Below are 14,500 nucleotides of genomic sequence, written 5' to 3'. Positions count from 1 at the left end.
GTCGGCCGCCGATGCCACACTGCCGGGCATGAGCGCACCGTCGACGACCGCTGAGCACGAGGCCGCCCGCGCCCGAGTCCAGGAGCACCTCGCGGGACTCGCGGGCAAGCCCCTGATGATCGGGCTCGACGTGGACGGCACCCTCGTCGACCACGACGGCGCCATGACCCCGGGGATGCACCAGGCGCTGCAGCGCGCCGCCGAGCAGCACACCGTGGTCATCGCGACCGGTCGCTCGCTCGGCGCGACCCTGCCGATCGTCGAGGCCGCCGGGATCACGCGCGGCTACGCGGTCTGCTCCAACGGGGCGGTCACGGTCGAGATGGATCCCGCCCTCGAGGACGGCCACCGCATCATCGCCACCCGCTCCTTCCAGCCCGGCCACGCCCTGCGCACCCTGCGCGAGGTCGCGCCGGATGCCCACTACGCGGTCGAGATGAGCGACGGGGCCTTCCGCTCCACCGCAGGGTTCCAGGACTCGAGCTTCGGCGTCCACGCGATCGAGAGCGATCTCGACGAGCTCATGGAGCTCGAGGCGGTGCGCGTCGTGGTGCACGTGCCGGACCTGTCCCCGCAGGAGTTCAGCAAGGTCATCGCCGAGTCCGGGGTCCACGGGGTCGAGTACTCCATCGGCTGGACCGCCTGGCTCGACATGGCGGCCCCCGGGATCTCCAAGGCCAGCGCCCTCGAGGAGCTGCGGGAGACGCTCGGGATCGACGCCGAGCGGACCGTCGCCGTCGGCGACGGCTTCAACGACACCGAGATGCTCGCCTGGGCCGGCGTGGGCGTGGCCATGGGCCAGGCGCCGCAGGGCGTGAAGGACGTGGCGGACGTCGTCACCGACTCCGTCTACGAGGACGGCACCGTGCTGGTGCTGGAGCAGCTGCTGGGCTGATCAGCGCATCACCCTGCCCAGGTGGCCCCACGATCGGGAAGGGCGGAGGAGCGCGAGCAGATGAGGTACCGGGCGATCAGGACGGGGTGGGTTCGCGGAAGCCTGGGGTGCCTCATGGGGATTCCCCTGCTGCTCGTGCTCGGTGGCGGGGCGATGTTGCTCACCCTGGACTCCGTCGCCGGTGTGCTGGGTGCTCTGCTCTGCCTGGTCACCGTGCTGTTCTGTGTTTCCTTCCTGGTGGCAGCCACCCGGCGCCAGTTCATCGTCGATGACAAGGGCATCACGATCGTCAGGTCCTTCAGCACTCTCCGCCTCCGGTGGGAGGAGATCGCCGTGATCGAGCAGGACAGCGGCTACTGGGCCACGGGTGCCGTGGTCGTCGTGCTGCGGCACCCGCCGGGCACACGGGTCACGGCATGGCCCACCTCGGACCGGAGGGCGCTGTTCCGCGGGGAGAATCCCTTCGCCCTCGGCGACCCCGTCACGGTTCTCCGCCCGCCCGCCAGGGCTGCGATCGACGGACACCGTCGGTGGCTCGCCCGCCGGTCCGGATAGGGCCACCTCGGCTGTCGTCGACATCGTCACCGGCCGCTGCGGTGCCTCCCGCGACGGTGCCCGCCGGCTGATTCCTCGACCTCCAGGATCACCTTGCCCAGGTGACCGCCCTCGTGCAGGATCGCGTGAGCCTCCGCCGCCTGCTCGAGCGGGAGACGGGCATGGATCGGGATGCGCAGCTCGCCGGCGCTGAACAGCGGCCAGGCCAGGGCCCGGGTCGCCTCGAGGATCTCGCGCTTGCCCTCCGTCGGCCGCGAGCGCAGCGTGGTGCCGATGACCCGGCCGCGCCGGCCCATGAGCAGCCCGATCGGCAGCTCGCCGCTGGCACCTCCGAGGGTGCCGATGATGACCAGGCGGCCGTGCTCGCGCAGCATCCTCACGTTGCCGCCGAGCGTCGGGCCGCCCACCACGTCCAGGATCACGTCCGCGCCGCCGGTCTCCCGCACGGCCTCGAGCAGGTCGGTGGTGCGGCGGTTCCAGGCCCTGTCCGCGCCCAGCTCCCGCACCGTCGGGATCGCCTCGTCGGAGCCGACCGTGGTGAGCACGCGAGCGCCGAGATGGCGGGCGAGCTGGATCGCGACCGTACCGATGCCGCCGGTGCCGCCGTGGATCAGCACCGTCTCGCCCTCGGCGAGACCGGCCTCGAGCACGAGGTTGGAGACCACGGTCGCCGCCACCTCGACCACCCCGGCCGCCTCCACCAGGTCCACGCCCTCCGGGACCGGCAGGAGCTGGCCCTCGGGCACCGCGACCACCTCGGCGTAGCCGCCCCCGGCGAGCAGCGCGACGACCTCCTCGCCGGTGTCGCGGCGACGGCCGGAGACCTCCAGGCCCGGCAGCTCCGAGGCGCCGGGCGGCGGCGGGTACTGGCCGGCGGTCTGTGCGACGTCGGCGCGGTTCACGCCCGCGGCGACCACGTCGACCAGCACCTCACCGGGCGCGGGGACGGGCTCGGGCAGCTCGGCGAGCTCGAGGCGGTGGTCCTCGGTGATGGTCATCGCGCGCATGCTCACTGGGCCACCTCCACCACGGTGCGGCCGCGCACCTGCCCGGCGAGGACCGACGGGGCGTGGTCGATCACCTCCGAGAGCCCGATGCTCGTGGTCATCGCGTCCAGCAGGTCGACGTCGAGCTCCCTGCTCAGAGCGTCCCAGGCCCGCTCGCGCAGCGGCAACGGGCACTCCACCGAGTCCACCCCGGCGAGGGTCACGCCGCGCAGGATGAAGGGCAGCACCGTGGTGGGCAGGTCCGGGCCCTGGGCGAGGCCGAAGGCGGCGACGGTGCCGCCCCTCACGGTCTGCGCGAGCACGTTGGCGAGCGTGGTGCTGCCCACCGCGTCGATCGCCGCGGCGAAGCGCTGGGACTGCAGCGGTCGGCCCGGCTCCTCGGAGAGCTCGCGGCGGTCCAGCACCTCGGCGGCGCCGAGCTCCCGCAGGTACTCGCCGTTCTCCTCGACCCGGCCGGTGGAGGCGAGCACCCGGTGCCCGCGACCGGCCAGCAGCGCGACCGCGATCGATCCGGCGCCGCCCGAGGCGCCCGTGACCAGCACGTCGCCGTCGTCGGGAGTGAGCCCGGCGTCCTCCAGACGCAGCACGGAGAGCATCGCGGTGAACCCTGCGGTGCCGATCGCGGCGGCGCGCTCGGGGGAGAGGTCCACGGGCAGGCGCACCAGGGCATCGGGGCGCACCCGGGCGCGGGTCGCGAAGCCTCCGTGACGGGACTCGCCGATGCCGTCGCCGGTGAGGACCACGAGGTCCCCGGCGGAGAAGCGCTCGTCGGCGGAGTCGGTCACCCGGCCCACCAGGTCGATGCCGGGAATCAGCGGATGGCTGCGGGCGATGCCCTTCCCGGCCAGGGCCAGGGCGTCCTTGTAGTTCATGGACGAGGTCAGGACGTCCAGCTCGACGTCGCCCGTCAGCAGCGATTCGTCGGCGTCCTCGACCAGGCGCGGGGCCGCGCCCTCGGACTCGATCAGTACGGCACGCATCTCGGCGTCCTCTCCCTCGGGGGCAGGTCCGCCCACCCTATGCGCCGTGCCGGGGAGCCCTGCCACCTCGCGCTAGACTCCCGGGGTGCCTCCGGGCACGAGGAGGGTTGTCAGAGCGGCCGAATGAGTTGGTCTTGAAAACCAATGTGCAGCGATCCTGTACCGCGGGTTCGAATCCCGCACCCTCCGCTCACCGCTCGGTGCGCTCGACCCGCCGTTCCCCGGCGCGGACCGGGACCGGGAGATGGTTGCCCTCCGGCGGCCGCGGGCAGGTCGCCCAGGCGCTGAACGCGGCCGGGAAGTTCACGGCCCGGTTGAGGTCCACCCGGGCGCTGTCGCCGTCGAGGTCGACGTCCACCACGCGCCAGTCCGCACTCTCGGTGCCCGAGGTCTCGTCCGTGAACAGGGCCGACGAGGTGCCTGTCAGCACCAGGTCGATCGCGTCCCCGTCGAGCTCCACGGTCACGACGCCCGGCGAGGGCAGGTGCTGGGAGAGCCAGGGCAGGACGGACCCCACGGTCACCTCCGCGGGATCCGCACGGAAGGTGCCGGTGAGCACGAGCGCGGGATCGTAGGGATGGGTGGGCACGCCGGTGAATCCGGTGCGGCGCGGCGCCGACGGGTCCAGCACGCGCAGCCCGGTGCGTCCGCCGCGACGGATCACGTCGATCTGCACGTCCTCGGCGAAGCTCGCCAGGCGCACGTCCCCCTCGGTGAGGACCACGGCCCGACGCCTCCCGCCCTCCTCGGAGAGCTCGACCTCGTCGGCGCCGACGAGCAGGGTGAGGGCCTCGGCCTCCCAGGTCACCTCGAGCCGGTCGCCGGTGATCCGCCACAGGCCGGGGAGGCCGTCGAATCGCTGCTCACCGGCCTCGGGATCGACCCAGTGCAGGCCCACCTGGGCGAGGATCCCGTGCGGTGCGGCGAGGTCGTGGTCCCGGCGGTCGCGGAACTCCTGCCAGGCGGCCGGGGGTGCGGTGGTGATGTTCATGACGGGAGTCTCCTCCGGGGCGGGGCCCGCGTCGAGCCGTGTGTCACCCCGTGACGCGTACGATGTGCGCGACGAGACGCATCCGGCGCGGCAGAGGAGATGGCATCGATGGCTCAGTACACAGGTGTGGCGGTCAGCCCCGGTCGTGTGATCGGCACGATCCGCGAGATGGCGCCCCCGGTCGCCGAGCCGTCGGCCGAGGAGGTACTGCCCGAGGGTGCTGACCGCGGCGCCGAGTCCGAGCGGATCCCCGCGGCGGCCTCCGCCGTGCAGGCCACGCTCACGCGCCTCGCCGAGCGCGCCACCGGTGACGGCAGGAACATCCTCCAGGCCACGGCGCAGATGGCGGCGGATCCCTCGCTGACCCAGACCGCGCAGGGCTTCGTCGTCTCCGGCGGCAAGACCGCCGAGCGCGCCGTCTGGGAGGCCGGTGACCAGGTCGCCTCGATGCTCGAGGGCCTCGGCGGCTACATGGCCGAGCGCGCCACCGATGTGCGCGACGTGCGCGCCCGCATCGTCGCCGAGCTGCGCGGCGAGCAGGCCCCCGGCATCCCGGAGGTCGACGAGCCCTTCGTGCTCACCGCGATCGACCTCGCCCCCGCGGACACCGCGACCCTGGACCCCGAGCGCGTGATCGCCCTGATCACCTCCGACGGCGGTCCGCAGTCGCACACGGCGATCCTGGCCCGCCAGCTGGGCCTGCCCGCGATCGTCGCGGCCAAGAGCATCCACGAGTTCTCCGACGGCACCGAGGTGTTCGTCGACGCCGGGCTCGGCACCATCACCGACGAGGTCACCGATGAGCACCATCGCTTCGCCGAGGCCTGGGCCGAGCTGCAGCGCAACCCGCTGACCTACGAGGGCGGGGGAGGGGTCCTGCAGGACGGCACCCGCGTGCAGCTGCTGGCCAACATCGGCGGCGCCCAGGACGCCGAGAAGGCCGCCGCGGCGAACGCCGACGGGGTGGGCCTGTTCCGCACCGAGTTCCTGTTCCTGGACCGCGAGGACGAGCCGAGCGTCGAGGAGCAGACCGCCGCCTACGTGGAGACCTTCGCGCACCTGGCGGGCAAGAAGGTCGTGGTGCGCACGATCGACGCGGGCGCGGACAAGCCGCTGCCCTTCCTCACCGACGCCGACGAGCCCAACCCGGCCCTCGGCGTGCGCGCGTACCGCACCTCCTGGGAGAAGCGCTCGGTGCTCACCAACCAGCTCGACGCGATCGCCGCGGCCGCGAAGACCTCCGAGGCGACGCCGTGGGTGATGGCGCCGATGATCGCGACCGTCACCGAGACCGAGGACTTCGTGGCGCTGTGCCGCGAGCGCGGCCTCGAGCCCGCCGGGATCATGGTCGAGACCCCCGCCGCCGCGATCACCGCGGACCGTCACCTCACGGCCTGCGACTTCGCCTCGATCGGCACGAACGACCTCACCCAGTACACGATGGCCGCGGATCGCCAGCTCGGCTCGCTCGCCCATCTGAACAACCCGTGGCAGCCCTCGGTGCTCGCGCTCGTCAAGGCGACCTGCGACGGCGCCCGCGTCGCCGGAGGCGACCCCGAGGCGTTCGGCGAGAGCGCGAACAAGCCCGTCGGCGTGTGCGGCGAGGCCGCCGGCGACCCCGGGCTCGCGGTGGTGCTGGTGGGGCTCGGCGTGAACAGCCTGTCGATGACCCCGCGCTCCCTGCCGGCGGTCGCGAAGGTCCTCTCCACCGTGACCCTCGAGCAGGCCCAGGAGCTCGCCGCGAAGGCCGTCGCCGCCCGCACCGCGGAGGACGCCATCAGCGCCGTCCGCGCCGGGCTGCCGATCCTGGGGGAGCTGGGTCTGTGACCGACTGATCCCCGGAACCACGAAGGGCGCCCCACCGATGACCGGTGGGGCGCCCTTCGTCGTGGAGCGTCAGCTGATGCTCACGCCTCGGCGTCGAGATCCTTCTCCAGCAGATCCGCCAGGGCGTTGACCGACTCCTCGGCCCCCTCGCCCTCGGCCCGCAGGGTGACCTCGTCGCCGTTGCCGGCGCCGAGGGTCATCAGCATGAGCATGCTGGAGGCCTGCACGGCGCTGCCGCCCTGCTTCTCGATGGTGACGGTCGCCGGCTGCTCTGCGGCGGCCTGGGCGAAGATGCCTGCCGGGCGGGCGTGGAGCCCGGAGGCGCTGGCGATCTTGACGGTGCGCTCTGCCATGGTGTGTGCCTTTCGTGGAATCACGTCGTGTGAGGGGAATATACCGCCCGCCGCTGACGGCGGGGTGGGTCCTGCCTGTCAGTCCGCCGTGCGCGCGGCGATCAGCGTGCGCACCTCGGGATGAAGAGGATGGTCCGGGGAGAGGCCTGTGATCTCCGCGGTGGCGGCGTCCGCGTCGGCGGTGCGCAGCAGCTCCTGCAGCCGCGCCACCTCCTCGTCGCCCTCCGGGGTGAAGGCCAGCGCCGCCGCGAAGGCGGACAGCAGGGCCTCGTGCGCCATGCCCTGCTCGGCGAGCGAGGCCGCCGGGCCCACGATCCGGTCGTGGCGCGAGAGCTTGCGCAGCGGGCCGCGGCCCACCCGCTCCACCGGATCCGGCAGCGCGGTGTTCGCGAAGCGCGCGAGCACCTTGGTGCGATAGGCGGCCATCTCCTCCTCGGAGAACCCGTGCTGGGCGATGAGCAGCGAGGAGGTCTCACCGAGCACGGCCTCGACCTGCGCGGAGACCGCCGGGTCCGCGATCGCCTCGGCGATCGTGGCGTGGCCGGCGGCCCAGCCGTGCCAGGCGGTGGTGGCGTGGCCGGTGTTGACCGTGAAGAGCTTCCGCTCGATGTACGGCTCGAGGTCGTCGACCCAGGTGATACCCGGGACCTCCGGCTCGTGGCCGTCGAAGGGTCCGCGCTCGACGGCCCACTCGAAGAAGTCCTCGACGGTGACGTCCAACCCGGCGCCCTCGGCCTGGACCGGCACGATGCGGTCCACGGCGGTGTTGGCGAACACGGCCTTCTCCTCGAGGTCGTCGCCCTGGTAGTTCGCGCGGATCTCCTGCTCGAGCAGATCCGTCGCGTTGATCGCGTTCTCGCAGGCGAGCACCGCGAGCGGGGGAGCCCCGGCCGGGCGGGCCGCGATCCCGGCGGCGATGTTCGGCGCGACGAAGCGCAGGATGTTCGCTCCCACCGCGGTGGTGACCATCTCCGCCGAGGCGATCTCCTCGGTGAGGGAGTCCGGATCCTGCGCCGAGTTCAGCGCCCGGAACCCGTCCACGACGGTGGTGGTGGGGTTCTGGCCGACGGTGGAGACCGTGTAGGAGTCCGCCTGCTGCAGCTGCTCCACGAGCGCCGCGGCGACGTCGGAGAACACGACCTCGTACCCGGCCTCGTGGAGCAGCAGCCCCACGAAGCCGCGGCCGATGTTCCCGGCCCCGAAATGCACTGCCTTCATGGTGTCCTCACTCCTTCGAATCGCCGAGGATCTCGAGGATCTCCTCGGTGGTGGTCGCGTTCTCGAGCCGCTGCACCTGGGCGGGGTCCGAGAAGGTCATCGCGACCTTCTGCAGCAGCTCGAGGTGCTCATTGCCCACGCCGGCGATGCCGATCACGAAGGTGGTCGGGTTGCCGTTCCAGTCGATGCCGTCCGGGTAGCGCACGATGGACATCGCCGAGCGCTGGATGCTGGACTTGGCCTCGTTGGTGCCGTGGGGGATCGCCAGGCCGTTGCCCATGAACGTCGAGACCGTGGCCTCGCGGTCATGCATGGCGCTGACGTAGCCCTGGTCCACGGCGCCGGCGGCGACCAGCAGGGCGCCGGCCTCGTCGATGCCGGAGGCGGAGTCGCTCGCGGTGCCGGACAGGACGATGGAGGCGGGGGAGAGGATCGAGTCGCCGGGGGCCCCGGCGACCTCTGACGTCGTCGCCGCCGGTGCTGCCGCGGCGCCGGCGGTGCCGTTGCGGGTCTCCACGAGCTCCACGACCTCGTCGTAGCGGGGCGAGTTCATGAACTGGTCCACGCTGACGTGCACGGCCGAGCCGGTGCGCTGGCGGGCGCGGTCGGTGAGCTCCTTCTGGGTCACCACCACGTCCCATTCGTCGTTCAGCGAGGAGATCGCCTTGTTGGTGACCTCGACGTCCTCGAAGCCGGCGGCGCGCACCTTCTTGCGCAGCACCGTGGCGCCCATCGCGGAGGAGCCCATGCCGGCGTCGCAGGCGAAGACGATCTTCGAGATCGGGCCGGTGTGGTCGGAGCCGTCGGCCGCAGCGGCGGCGCCCGCGCCGGTCAGGGCGCCGGCGACGGAGGACTTCTTGCCCTTCATCTGCTCCATCTTGGCGGTGGCGGCGGCGATGTCGCCGTCGTCCTGCTTGCCGATCTTGAGGAACAGGGCGGAGAGGGCGAAGCTGACGCCTGCCGCGGCGAGCACCGCGAGGGCGATGCCCAGGTAGGAGTCCCGGGCGGCGACGGCGAAGATCGCGACGATCGATCCGGGGGCGGCGGGGGCCTGCAGCCCGGTGCCGAAGGCGACGTTCACCGCCACGCCGGCCATGCCGCCGCCGATCGCGGCGAGGATCAGGATCGGCTTCATGAGCACGTAGGGGAAGTAGATCTCGTGGATGCCGCCGAAGAACTGGATGATCGCGGCACCGGGGGCCGAGGCGCGGGCGGCGCCGCGGCCGAAGAACGTGTAGGCGAGCAGGATGCCGACGCCCGGGCCGGGGTTCGACTCGAGCAGGAAGAGCACGGACTTGCCGTTGGTGCCGGCATCCGCGATGCCCAGCGGGGTGAGCACGCCGTGGTTGATGGCGTTGTTGAGGAAGAAGACCTTCGCCGGCTCGATGAGGATCGAGACCAGCGGCAGCAGATGCGCGTTGATCAGCGCGGCCACGCCGTCGGCCAGCAGCGACATCAGGGCGTTCACGAGCGGCGCGAGGCCGAAGAACCCGGCCACCAGGGCGATGAAGCCGAAGATGCCGGCGGAGAACATGTTCACGAGCATCTCGAAGCCCGCGGGGATGTGGTTCGACCACAGCGCGTCGAGCTTCTTCATCACCCAGGCGGCGAGCGGGGCCATGATCATCGCGCCGATGAACATGTGGACCTGGGGCAGCTCCGTGAAGGCCGACTCCGCGTTGCCTCCCTCGACCCACTCCTGGAGCGCGGCGGCGTTGTCCTGGGCGATCAGCCAGTCCGAGCCGGCGATCACGCCCATGGTGGCGATGACGCCGACCACGGCGCCGCGCGCCTCGTAGATCATGCGGCCGCCGGTGTTCGCGATCAGCAGCGGCAGCAGGTAGTGGATCATCGGGCCGACGGCACTGGCCAGCGGCTCGTTCGGCGTCCAGCCGTCGGGGATGAAGAACGCGGTGAGGATTCCCCACGCGATCAGCGCCGGGATGTTCGGCATCACCATGTTCGACAGGGACGTGCCGACCTTCTGCAGGGCCACGCGCGGACTGAACCCGCTCGGTGCCGTGGTCGTTGTGCTCATGAGGCATCCTCGGGGACGGCCGGGGCGCTGCGGCCCAGGCGGGGACGGCGCGCGTCGGTCGACGCGCTGCCGCCGGGCGGAGCTGCTCCGTTCCATGCCCGGGGCCTGCACCGTCGGCGTGCCGGGAAGTCTACCCGTGGGCCGCTCCCGAGGGGCCTCTGCCGGGAGCTGATCAGCGCACGGCGGAGACGGGCGACGGCGCGGCGGAGCGCGCGGAGACTCGGGGCATGACCACCACCGCCGCATCACCGCCCGCCCTCGTCGACCGCACCGCCCTCGGACTGCTCCACCAGCGGGTGCTCCTGCTGGACCGCGAGCTGGACCAGGACAACGGCGCCCAGCTCAGCGCCGGCCTGCTGCTCCTGGCCGCCGAGGATCCCACCAGCGACATCACCCTGCTGATCAGCTCGCCCGGCGGGCTGGTGCCCGCCATGCTCGCCATCGGCGACCTCATGGACCTGGTCCCGTGCGATGTGCGCACGGTGGCGCTGGGCATGGCCTACAGCGCCGGCCAGTACCTGCTCACCCACGGCACGCCCGGCAAGCGCGGCATCCTCCCGCACGGGCGGGTGCTGATGCACCAGGGATCGTCCGGCTTCGGCGGCTCCGCGGCGGACATCGAGATCCAGGCCGAGGACCTGCGCGCGAACCGCGATCTGCTCATCGACATCACCGCCGTGCGGACGGGGCAGCCCCGCGAGACCATCGCGCGGGATTCCGAGCGGGACCGGTTCTGGTCCGCCCAGGATGCCGTCGCCTACGGGTTCTGCGACCAGGTGATCACGGACCTCGGCCAGATCCTGCCGCTGGCGCCGGCCGGCCGACGGACGGGGCTCGGCCGATGAGCAGCTACACGATCCCCAGCGTCATCGAGCGCACCACCGGCGGCGGCGAGCGGACGGCGGACATCTTCTCCCGCCTGCTCACCGACCGCATCGTCTACCTCGGCACCGCGGTGGACGACGGCGTGGCCAACACCGTCATCGCCCAGGTGCTGCACCTGGAGAACGAGTCCCGCGACGCCCCGATCCAGATCTACCTCAACTCCGAGGGCGGGGACGTGCAGTCCGTGCTCGCGATCCATGACGCGCTCGACTATGTGCGCTGTCCGGTCGCGGTGACCTGCGTGGGTCAGGTCGTCGCCGCCCCAGTGCTGCTGCTCGGCGCGGGGACGCCCGGCCTGCGCGCCGTGCTTCCCCACTCGCGGGTGGTGCTGCGGCCGCTCGAGGCGAGCGGACGCGGCGCGGTGCCCGACCTGATCCTCGCGACCGAGGAGGTGGCGCGGGTGCGCGGGCAGCTCGAGCAGCTGCTGGCCGAGGCGACGGGGCGGGAGCCCGCGCAGGTGCGGGCGGATCTCGAGCGCGAGCGGGTGCTCGACGCGGCCGGGGCCGTGGAGTACGGGTTGGCCGACGAGATCCTGCTCAGGCGGCCGACAGCATGACGCCGCCGTGCAGGGCGCCGGCCTGCCGGACCGTCCTGCTCCCGATCTCCGGTGTGCGCGTGAGGTCGAGCAGGACGGGCCGGGCGGGGAGCTGAGCCGCGGCCGCCATCAGCTGGGCGACGCTCAGCCCGAGCGCCCCGCAGATCGCGGCGAGCATCTCGCTCGAGGCGTCCTTGCGGCCGCGCTCGACGTCCGAGAGGTGCTGCATGCTCACCCCCGCCTGCGCGGCGACATCGGCCAGGGTGCGGCCGTGCTCCCGGCGTCGGGAGCGCAGCGCCTGGCCGAGCAGCTCGCGCAGCAGGGGCTCCAGCGTGGTCATGGGGCGACGCTACGCCGCCCGGGCACGACCCGCCGGGGCCTCCGCTGTGAGCGGAAGATCCCGCCTCAGAGGCTGCCCTGGGCGTCGGTGCCCAGGGGGATCGGGGTCATGCGGGTGACCAGGCCGGGCTTCTCGACCAGGTCGGCGACGTCGGCGCGCAGGATCTTGACCTGGTCGCTGTCGCCGTGGGTGTCCAGCGCCTCCTCCGAGGACCACTTCTCGATCATCGTGATGGTGCCGTCCTCGGCGTCGTGGATCGCGTAGAGCTCGCAGCCGTCCTCCGTGTGGACGGCTTCGATGCCGCGGCGCATGGCCTCGGCCAGCTCCTGCTTCTTGCCGGGCTTGGGGTAGAACACGGCGGTGACGATGACGGTCATGGGGGTCTCCTCGGGAGGTCGTCGCGGATGGTCCGCGTCCATCCTGCCCTCCGGGGGCGGGCGGGGGACACGCCGTCCCACGGAGAGCTCCGGCTCAGACGCCGACGGCGGCGCGCTCGCGCACGCGGGGAAGGACCTCCCGGCCCACGCGCAGGGCCTCCTCGCGGTGCGGGAAGCTGGAGAGGATGAACTCGTCGATGCCGAGGTCGGCGTACTCCAAGAGGCGGTCGGCGACCTCGTCGTGCGAGCCGACCAGCGCGGTGCCCACGCCCTCGCGCAGCAGGCCGATGCCGGACCACAGGTTCGGGCCGATCACCAGGTCCTGCACTTCCCGCGGCAGCCGGGCGCCGTGCAGGGCGTCCATCCTGGCCTGGCCCACGGAGTCCATCGCCGCCTTGTGGGCCCGGACCGCCGCGACCGACTCGGGATCGAAGGTCGCCTGGAGGTCCGCCGCGGCCTGCCATGCCTGCTCGGAGGTGTCGCGGGAGATGACGTGGATCCGCAGCCCGAAGGAGAGCGTCCGACCCGCGGCGGCCGCCGCCTCCCGGACGGTGCCGATCCGGGCGGCGATGTCCGCGAGCGGCTCGCCCCACAGCAGGTAGGTGTCGGCCTGCTCGGCGGCGACCTGGACCGCCTTCGGGGAGGCGCCCCCGAAGAAGATCGGCACCGGCTGCGTGGTGGGCTCAGGCAGCTGCGCGCCCACGAGGTGCAGGTGGCGGCCCTCGAGCTCGACCTTCTCGCCGTCCAGCAGCGGGCGGATCGCCTGGAGCGACTCATCGGTGATCTCGTAGCGCTCGTCGTGGGGGACGTGCACGCCGTACCCGGCCTGCTCCGCAGGGTTGCCGCCGGTGACGATGTTGAGGATCAGGCGGCCGCCGTGGAGGCGGCGGAAGGTGTCGGCCTGCTGGGCGATCAGCGTCGCGGAGGCGAGCGAGGGCCGCAGGGCCACGATGAACGAGAGGGTGCTCGTGCGGGCGGCGACCGCGGAGCACACCAGCCACGGGTCCGGGCAGTTGATGCCCACCGGCGTGAGCACTCCGGCGAACCCTGCGTCCTCGGCGGCGCGCGCCACCTCGGTCTGGAAGTCCAGCAGCGTCGCCGCCTCGGCCGGTGCCGCGTTCTCGGCCGCCACCGACATCGGGGCCATCGCATCCCCGCGTGGGGGCAGGAACCAGTGGAAGCGGGGCGAGGGGGTCGGGTCGGTCATCGTTCCTCTTTCCTCGTGCGGGGCGCGGTGCTGCGGTCCACCGTGGCGGTCGCCGCCGTCCGGGCGGTGAACGAGCGGGAGAATGTAATCGTCGGCCGAGAGAAGAGGTGGTCATGGGTGCTGTTCCCGTCCAGATCCTGCGCGTGATCCTGTGGGTCTCGCTGGCCGGATCCCTGGTGGTCCAGATCGGGTGGACCGCGCTGCTGTGCACGAAGATGGTGCGCGAGGGCGACGCGCCCGTTGCCGTGGTCGTCGTCGCCGCGCTGATCGTGCTCGGCGTGCTCTGCCTCCAGGTGGTCGCGGTGAGCATTCTGCGCCTGCTCGCCCTGGTGCGCCGCGGCCGCGTGTTCTCGCCGGCGGCGTTGCCGCACGTCGACCGGATCATCGCCGCCGTCGCGGGGGAGGCGGTGGTCGTCTTCTCGGTCGCCGTCCTCGGGGCCGTCGTCAACCGCCTCACGCCCGGGGACGAGCTCGCGCCCGGGCTGATCGGGATGATCTGCGGCGTCTCGCTGGTCGTCGCCGGGGTGGCGCTGGTGATCCACGTGCAGCGACAGCTGTTGGTGCAGGCCACCGCGATGCGGGCCGAGCTCGATGCGGCGGCTTGAGAGGGAGCGACCGGGAGCGGAATCGTCCGCTGGGTCACACGATGGATCGAGCACCCGCCGCGATGCCGTAGTCTTTGGGTGCACGGCGCAGGATGCCTCCCCCGGGGGCGACCGACGACGGTCGCGCGCACCTCAGAAGAAAATTGGGATTACATCACCTCCTCCGCACTGCCCTCGTTCGACTCCCCGCTCGCGGTTCCCGCTGAGCGCTTGACCCCCTCCCGGCTCCGAGCCCAGGGCGACCACCCCGTCGCCGCGCTCGCCGGAGGGTCCCCCACGGCCTTCGGGCCCCAGATCGGCCGCACCGGTGACATCCCGTCGTCGGCCTCGGCTCGGGCGGTCCTCGCGACCGCACACGCACCCCGCACCGGTCCTCGTGACCGCGGAGTGCTCCCATCCGCAGCGGCGCCGTCGCAGCGGATCTACGGGTCACGACCGTGACTCACGACAACGAAGGAAATATCGCCATGGCTACTGGCATCGTCACCTGGTTCAACTCCGACAAGGGCTACGGCTTCATCGCCCCCGAGGACGGCTCCGCCGATGTGTTCGCGCACTTCAGCGCCATCGTCGGCACCGGCCGCCGCGACCTGCAGGAGAACCAGCGCGTGGAGTTCGAGACCGAGCAGGGCCCCAAGGGCCTGCAGGCTGTGAACATCCGCGGACTCTGATCTCCGCGTCGCTCGC

At 72.4% G+C, this 14,500-nt stretch carries 16 protein-coding genes and 1 tRNA gene; 8 read left to right on the top strand and 9 right to left on the bottom strand.

The window, feature by feature from the left end:
- Window positions 1-28: 28 nt before the first annotated feature.
- Window positions 29-895: an HAD family hydrolase gene (locus tag CFK41_RS13470; protein WP_096801087.1), complete on the top strand. Its 867-nt coding sequence runs from the start codon at window positions 29-31 to the stop codon at window positions 893-895.
- A 114-nt stretch (window positions 896-1,009) separates the two neighbouring features.
- Complete coding sequence (locus tag CFK41_RS13465) at window positions 1,010-1,450, top strand: hypothetical protein (protein ID WP_227873082.1); 441 nt, start codon at window positions 1,010-1,012, stop codon at window positions 1,448-1,450.
- Window positions 1,451-1,476: 26 nt separating this feature from the next.
- Here CFK41_RS13465 and CFK41_RS13460 read toward each other — a convergent pair whose 3' ends face one another.
- Window positions 1,477-2,457, bottom strand: a complete 981-nt coding sequence (locus CFK41_RS13460) for an NAD(P)H-quinone oxidoreductase (RefSeq protein ID WP_151904757.1) — start codon at window positions 2,455-2,457, stop codon at window positions 1,477-1,479.
- A 2-nt stretch (window positions 2,458-2,459) separates the two neighbouring features.
- Window positions 2,460-3,437 carry an MDR family oxidoreductase gene (locus CFK41_RS13455; RefSeq protein WP_096800128.1) on the bottom strand — a complete coding sequence of 326 codons (978 nt, stop codon included), beginning with the start codon at window positions 3,435-3,437 and terminating at the stop codon, window positions 2,460-2,462.
- Window positions 3,438-3,538: 101 nt separating this feature from the next.
- Here CFK41_RS13455 and CFK41_RS13450 point away from each other — a divergent pair.
- Window positions 3,539-3,626, top strand: a tRNA-Ser gene (locus tag CFK41_RS13450).
- A 1-nt stretch (window position 3,627) separates the two neighbouring features.
- On the opposite strand, the gene CFK41_RS13445 is transcribed toward CFK41_RS13450, so the two are convergent.
- The gene (locus tag CFK41_RS13445) at window positions 3,628-4,428 is read right to left on the bottom strand and encodes a DUF1684 domain-containing protein (RefSeq protein WP_096800127.1); all 801 of its coding nucleotides are present in this window, start codon (window positions 4,426-4,428) and stop codon (window positions 3,628-3,630) included.
- Window positions 4,429-4,536: 108 nt separating this feature from the next.
- Here CFK41_RS13445 and ptsP point away from each other — a divergent pair, with 108 nt between their 5' ends.
- Entirely contained in the window at window positions 4,537-6,255 is a 1,719-nt protein-coding gene (gene ptsP, locus CFK41_RS13440; protein WP_096800126.1) for a phosphoenolpyruvate--protein phosphotransferase, read from the top strand.
- Window positions 6,256-6,335: 80 nt separating this feature from the next.
- Here ptsP and CFK41_RS13435 read toward each other — a convergent pair whose 3' ends face one another.
- The 3 genes from CFK41_RS13435 to CFK41_RS13425 form a co-directional block, all read right to left on the bottom strand.
- Window positions 6,336-6,608 (bottom strand): HPr family phosphocarrier protein, encoded by a 273-nt coding sequence (locus CFK41_RS13435; RefSeq protein ID WP_096800125.1) that lies wholly within the window; start codon window positions 6,606-6,608, stop codon window positions 6,336-6,338.
- Window positions 6,609-6,686: 78 nt separating this feature from the next.
- Window positions 6,687-7,826, bottom strand: coding sequence for a mannitol-1-phosphate 5-dehydrogenase (locus CFK41_RS13430; protein WP_096800124.1), 1,140 nt, complete (start codon window positions 7,824-7,826; stop codon window positions 6,687-6,689).
- Between the two features lie 7 nt (window positions 7,827-7,833).
- Window positions 7,834-9,864 (bottom strand): PTS sugar transporter subunit IIA, encoded by a 2,031-nt coding sequence (locus CFK41_RS13425; protein ID WP_096800123.1) that lies wholly within the window; start codon window positions 9,862-9,864, stop codon window positions 7,834-7,836.
- A 227-nt stretch (window positions 9,865-10,091) separates the two neighbouring features.
- Between CFK41_RS13425 and CFK41_RS13420 the strand changes: the two genes are divergently transcribed.
- Entirely contained in the window at window positions 10,092-10,709 is a 618-nt protein-coding gene (locus CFK41_RS13420) for a ClpP family protease (protein WP_096800122.1), read from the top strand.
- On the top strand, window positions 10,706-11,305 hold the full coding sequence (locus tag CFK41_RS13415) for a ClpP family protease (protein ID WP_096800121.1): 600 nt from the start codon (window positions 10,706-10,708) through the stop codon (window positions 11,303-11,305). Before CFK41_RS13420 ends, CFK41_RS13415 begins: the two co-directional genes overlap by 4 nt.
- On the opposite strand, the gene CFK41_RS13410 is transcribed toward CFK41_RS13415, so the two are convergent.
- From CFK41_RS13410 to CFK41_RS13400, 3 genes are all read right to left on the bottom strand, one after another.
- Window positions 11,286-11,624, bottom strand: a complete 339-nt coding sequence (locus CFK41_RS13410) for a helix-turn-helix domain-containing protein (RefSeq protein WP_096800120.1) — start codon at window positions 11,622-11,624, stop codon at window positions 11,286-11,288. The genes CFK41_RS13415 and CFK41_RS13410 overlap by 20 nt on opposite strands.
- Before the next feature lie 65 nt (window positions 11,625-11,689).
- Window positions 11,690-12,001, bottom strand: coding sequence for a putative quinol monooxygenase (locus CFK41_RS13405; protein ID WP_096800119.1), 312 nt, complete (start codon window positions 11,999-12,001; stop codon window positions 11,690-11,692).
- Between the two features lie 94 nt (window positions 12,002-12,095).
- Window positions 12,096-13,208 carry an LLM class flavin-dependent oxidoreductase gene (locus tag CFK41_RS13400; protein ID WP_096800118.1) on the bottom strand — a complete coding sequence of 371 codons (1,113 nt, stop codon included), beginning with the start codon at window positions 13,206-13,208 and terminating at the stop codon, window positions 12,096-12,098.
- A 113-nt stretch (window positions 13,209-13,321) separates the two neighbouring features.
- Here CFK41_RS13400 and CFK41_RS13395 point away from each other — a divergent pair, with 113 nt between their 5' ends.
- Window positions 13,322-13,813: a DUF2975 domain-containing protein gene (locus tag CFK41_RS13395; RefSeq protein ID WP_096800117.1), complete on the top strand. Its 492-nt coding sequence runs from the start codon at window positions 13,322-13,324 to the stop codon at window positions 13,811-13,813.
- A 467-nt stretch (window positions 13,814-14,280) separates the two neighbouring features.
- On the top strand, window positions 14,281-14,484 hold the full coding sequence (locus CFK41_RS13385; RefSeq protein ID WP_096800115.1) for a cold-shock protein: 204 nt from the start codon (window positions 14,281-14,283) through the stop codon (window positions 14,482-14,484).
- The last annotated feature ends 16 nt before the right edge of the window (window positions 14,485-14,500 follow it).

Origin of the sequence: Brachybacterium ginsengisoli (assembly GCF_002407065.1) — a bacterium.
GTDB classification, from domain to species: domain Bacteria; phylum Actinomycetota; class Actinomycetes; order Actinomycetales; family Dermabacteraceae; genus Brachybacterium; species Brachybacterium ginsengisoli.
Note: the sequence above shows the minus strand (reverse complement) of the source record. Positions and strands in the feature narration are given on the sequence as shown.

What these genes read in the sequence shown, in the direction of transcription:
- CFK41_RS13470 (WP_096801087.1), top strand. Translation starts at nt 29, where the DNA reads ATGAGCGCACCGTCGACGACCGCTGAGCACGAGGCCGCCCGCGCCCGA.
- CFK41_RS13465 (WP_227873082.1), top strand. Translation starts at nt 1,010, where the DNA reads ATGGGGATTCCCCTGCTGCTCGTGCTCGGTGGCGGGGCGATGTTGCTC.
- CFK41_RS13460 (WP_151904757.1), bottom strand. Translation starts at nt 2,457, where the DNA reads ATGCGCGCGATGACCATCACCGAGGACCACCGCCTCGAGCTCGCCGAG.
- CFK41_RS13455 (WP_096800128.1), bottom strand. Translation starts at nt 3,437, where the DNA reads ATGCGTGCCGTACTGATCGAGTCCGAGGGCGCGGCCCCGCGCCTGGTC.
- CFK41_RS13445 (WP_096800127.1), bottom strand. Translation starts at nt 4,428, where the DNA reads ATGAACATCACCACCGCACCCCCGGCCGCCTGGCAGGAGTTCCGCGAC.
- ptsP (WP_096800126.1), top strand. Translation starts at nt 4,537, where the DNA reads ATGGCTCAGTACACAGGTGTGGCGGTCAGCCCCGGTCGTGTGATCGGC.
- CFK41_RS13435 (WP_096800125.1), bottom strand. Translation starts at nt 6,608, where the DNA reads ATGGCAGAGCGCACCGTCAAGATCGCCAGCGCCTCCGGGCTCCACGCC.
- CFK41_RS13430 (WP_096800124.1), bottom strand. Translation starts at nt 7,826, where the DNA reads ATGAAGGCAGTGCATTTCGGGGCCGGGAACATCGGCCGCGGCTTCGTG.
- CFK41_RS13425 (WP_096800123.1), bottom strand. Translation starts at nt 9,864, where the DNA reads ATGAGCACAACGACCACGGCACCGAGCGGGTTCAGTCCGCGCGTGGCC.
- CFK41_RS13420 (WP_096800122.1), top strand. Translation starts at nt 10,092, where the DNA reads ATGACCACCACCGCCGCATCACCGCCCGCCCTCGTCGACCGCACCGCC.
- CFK41_RS13415 (WP_096800121.1), top strand. Translation starts at nt 10,706, where the DNA reads ATGAGCAGCTACACGATCCCCAGCGTCATCGAGCGCACCACCGGCGGC.
- CFK41_RS13410 (WP_096800120.1), bottom strand. Translation starts at nt 11,624, where the DNA reads ATGACCACGCTGGAGCCCCTGCTGCGCGAGCTGCTCGGCCAGGCGCTG.
- CFK41_RS13405 (WP_096800119.1), bottom strand. Translation starts at nt 12,001, where the DNA reads ATGACCGTCATCGTCACCGCCGTGTTCTACCCCAAGCCCGGCAAGAAG.
- CFK41_RS13400 (WP_096800118.1), bottom strand. Translation starts at nt 13,208, where the DNA reads ATGACCGACCCGACCCCCTCGCCCCGCTTCCACTGGTTCCTGCCCCCA.
- CFK41_RS13395 (WP_096800117.1), top strand. Translation starts at nt 13,322, where the DNA reads ATGGGTGCTGTTCCCGTCCAGATCCTGCGCGTGATCCTGTGGGTCTCG.
- CFK41_RS13385 (WP_096800115.1), top strand. Translation starts at nt 14,281, where the DNA reads ATGGCTACTGGCATCGTCACCTGGTTCAACTCCGACAAGGGCTACGGC.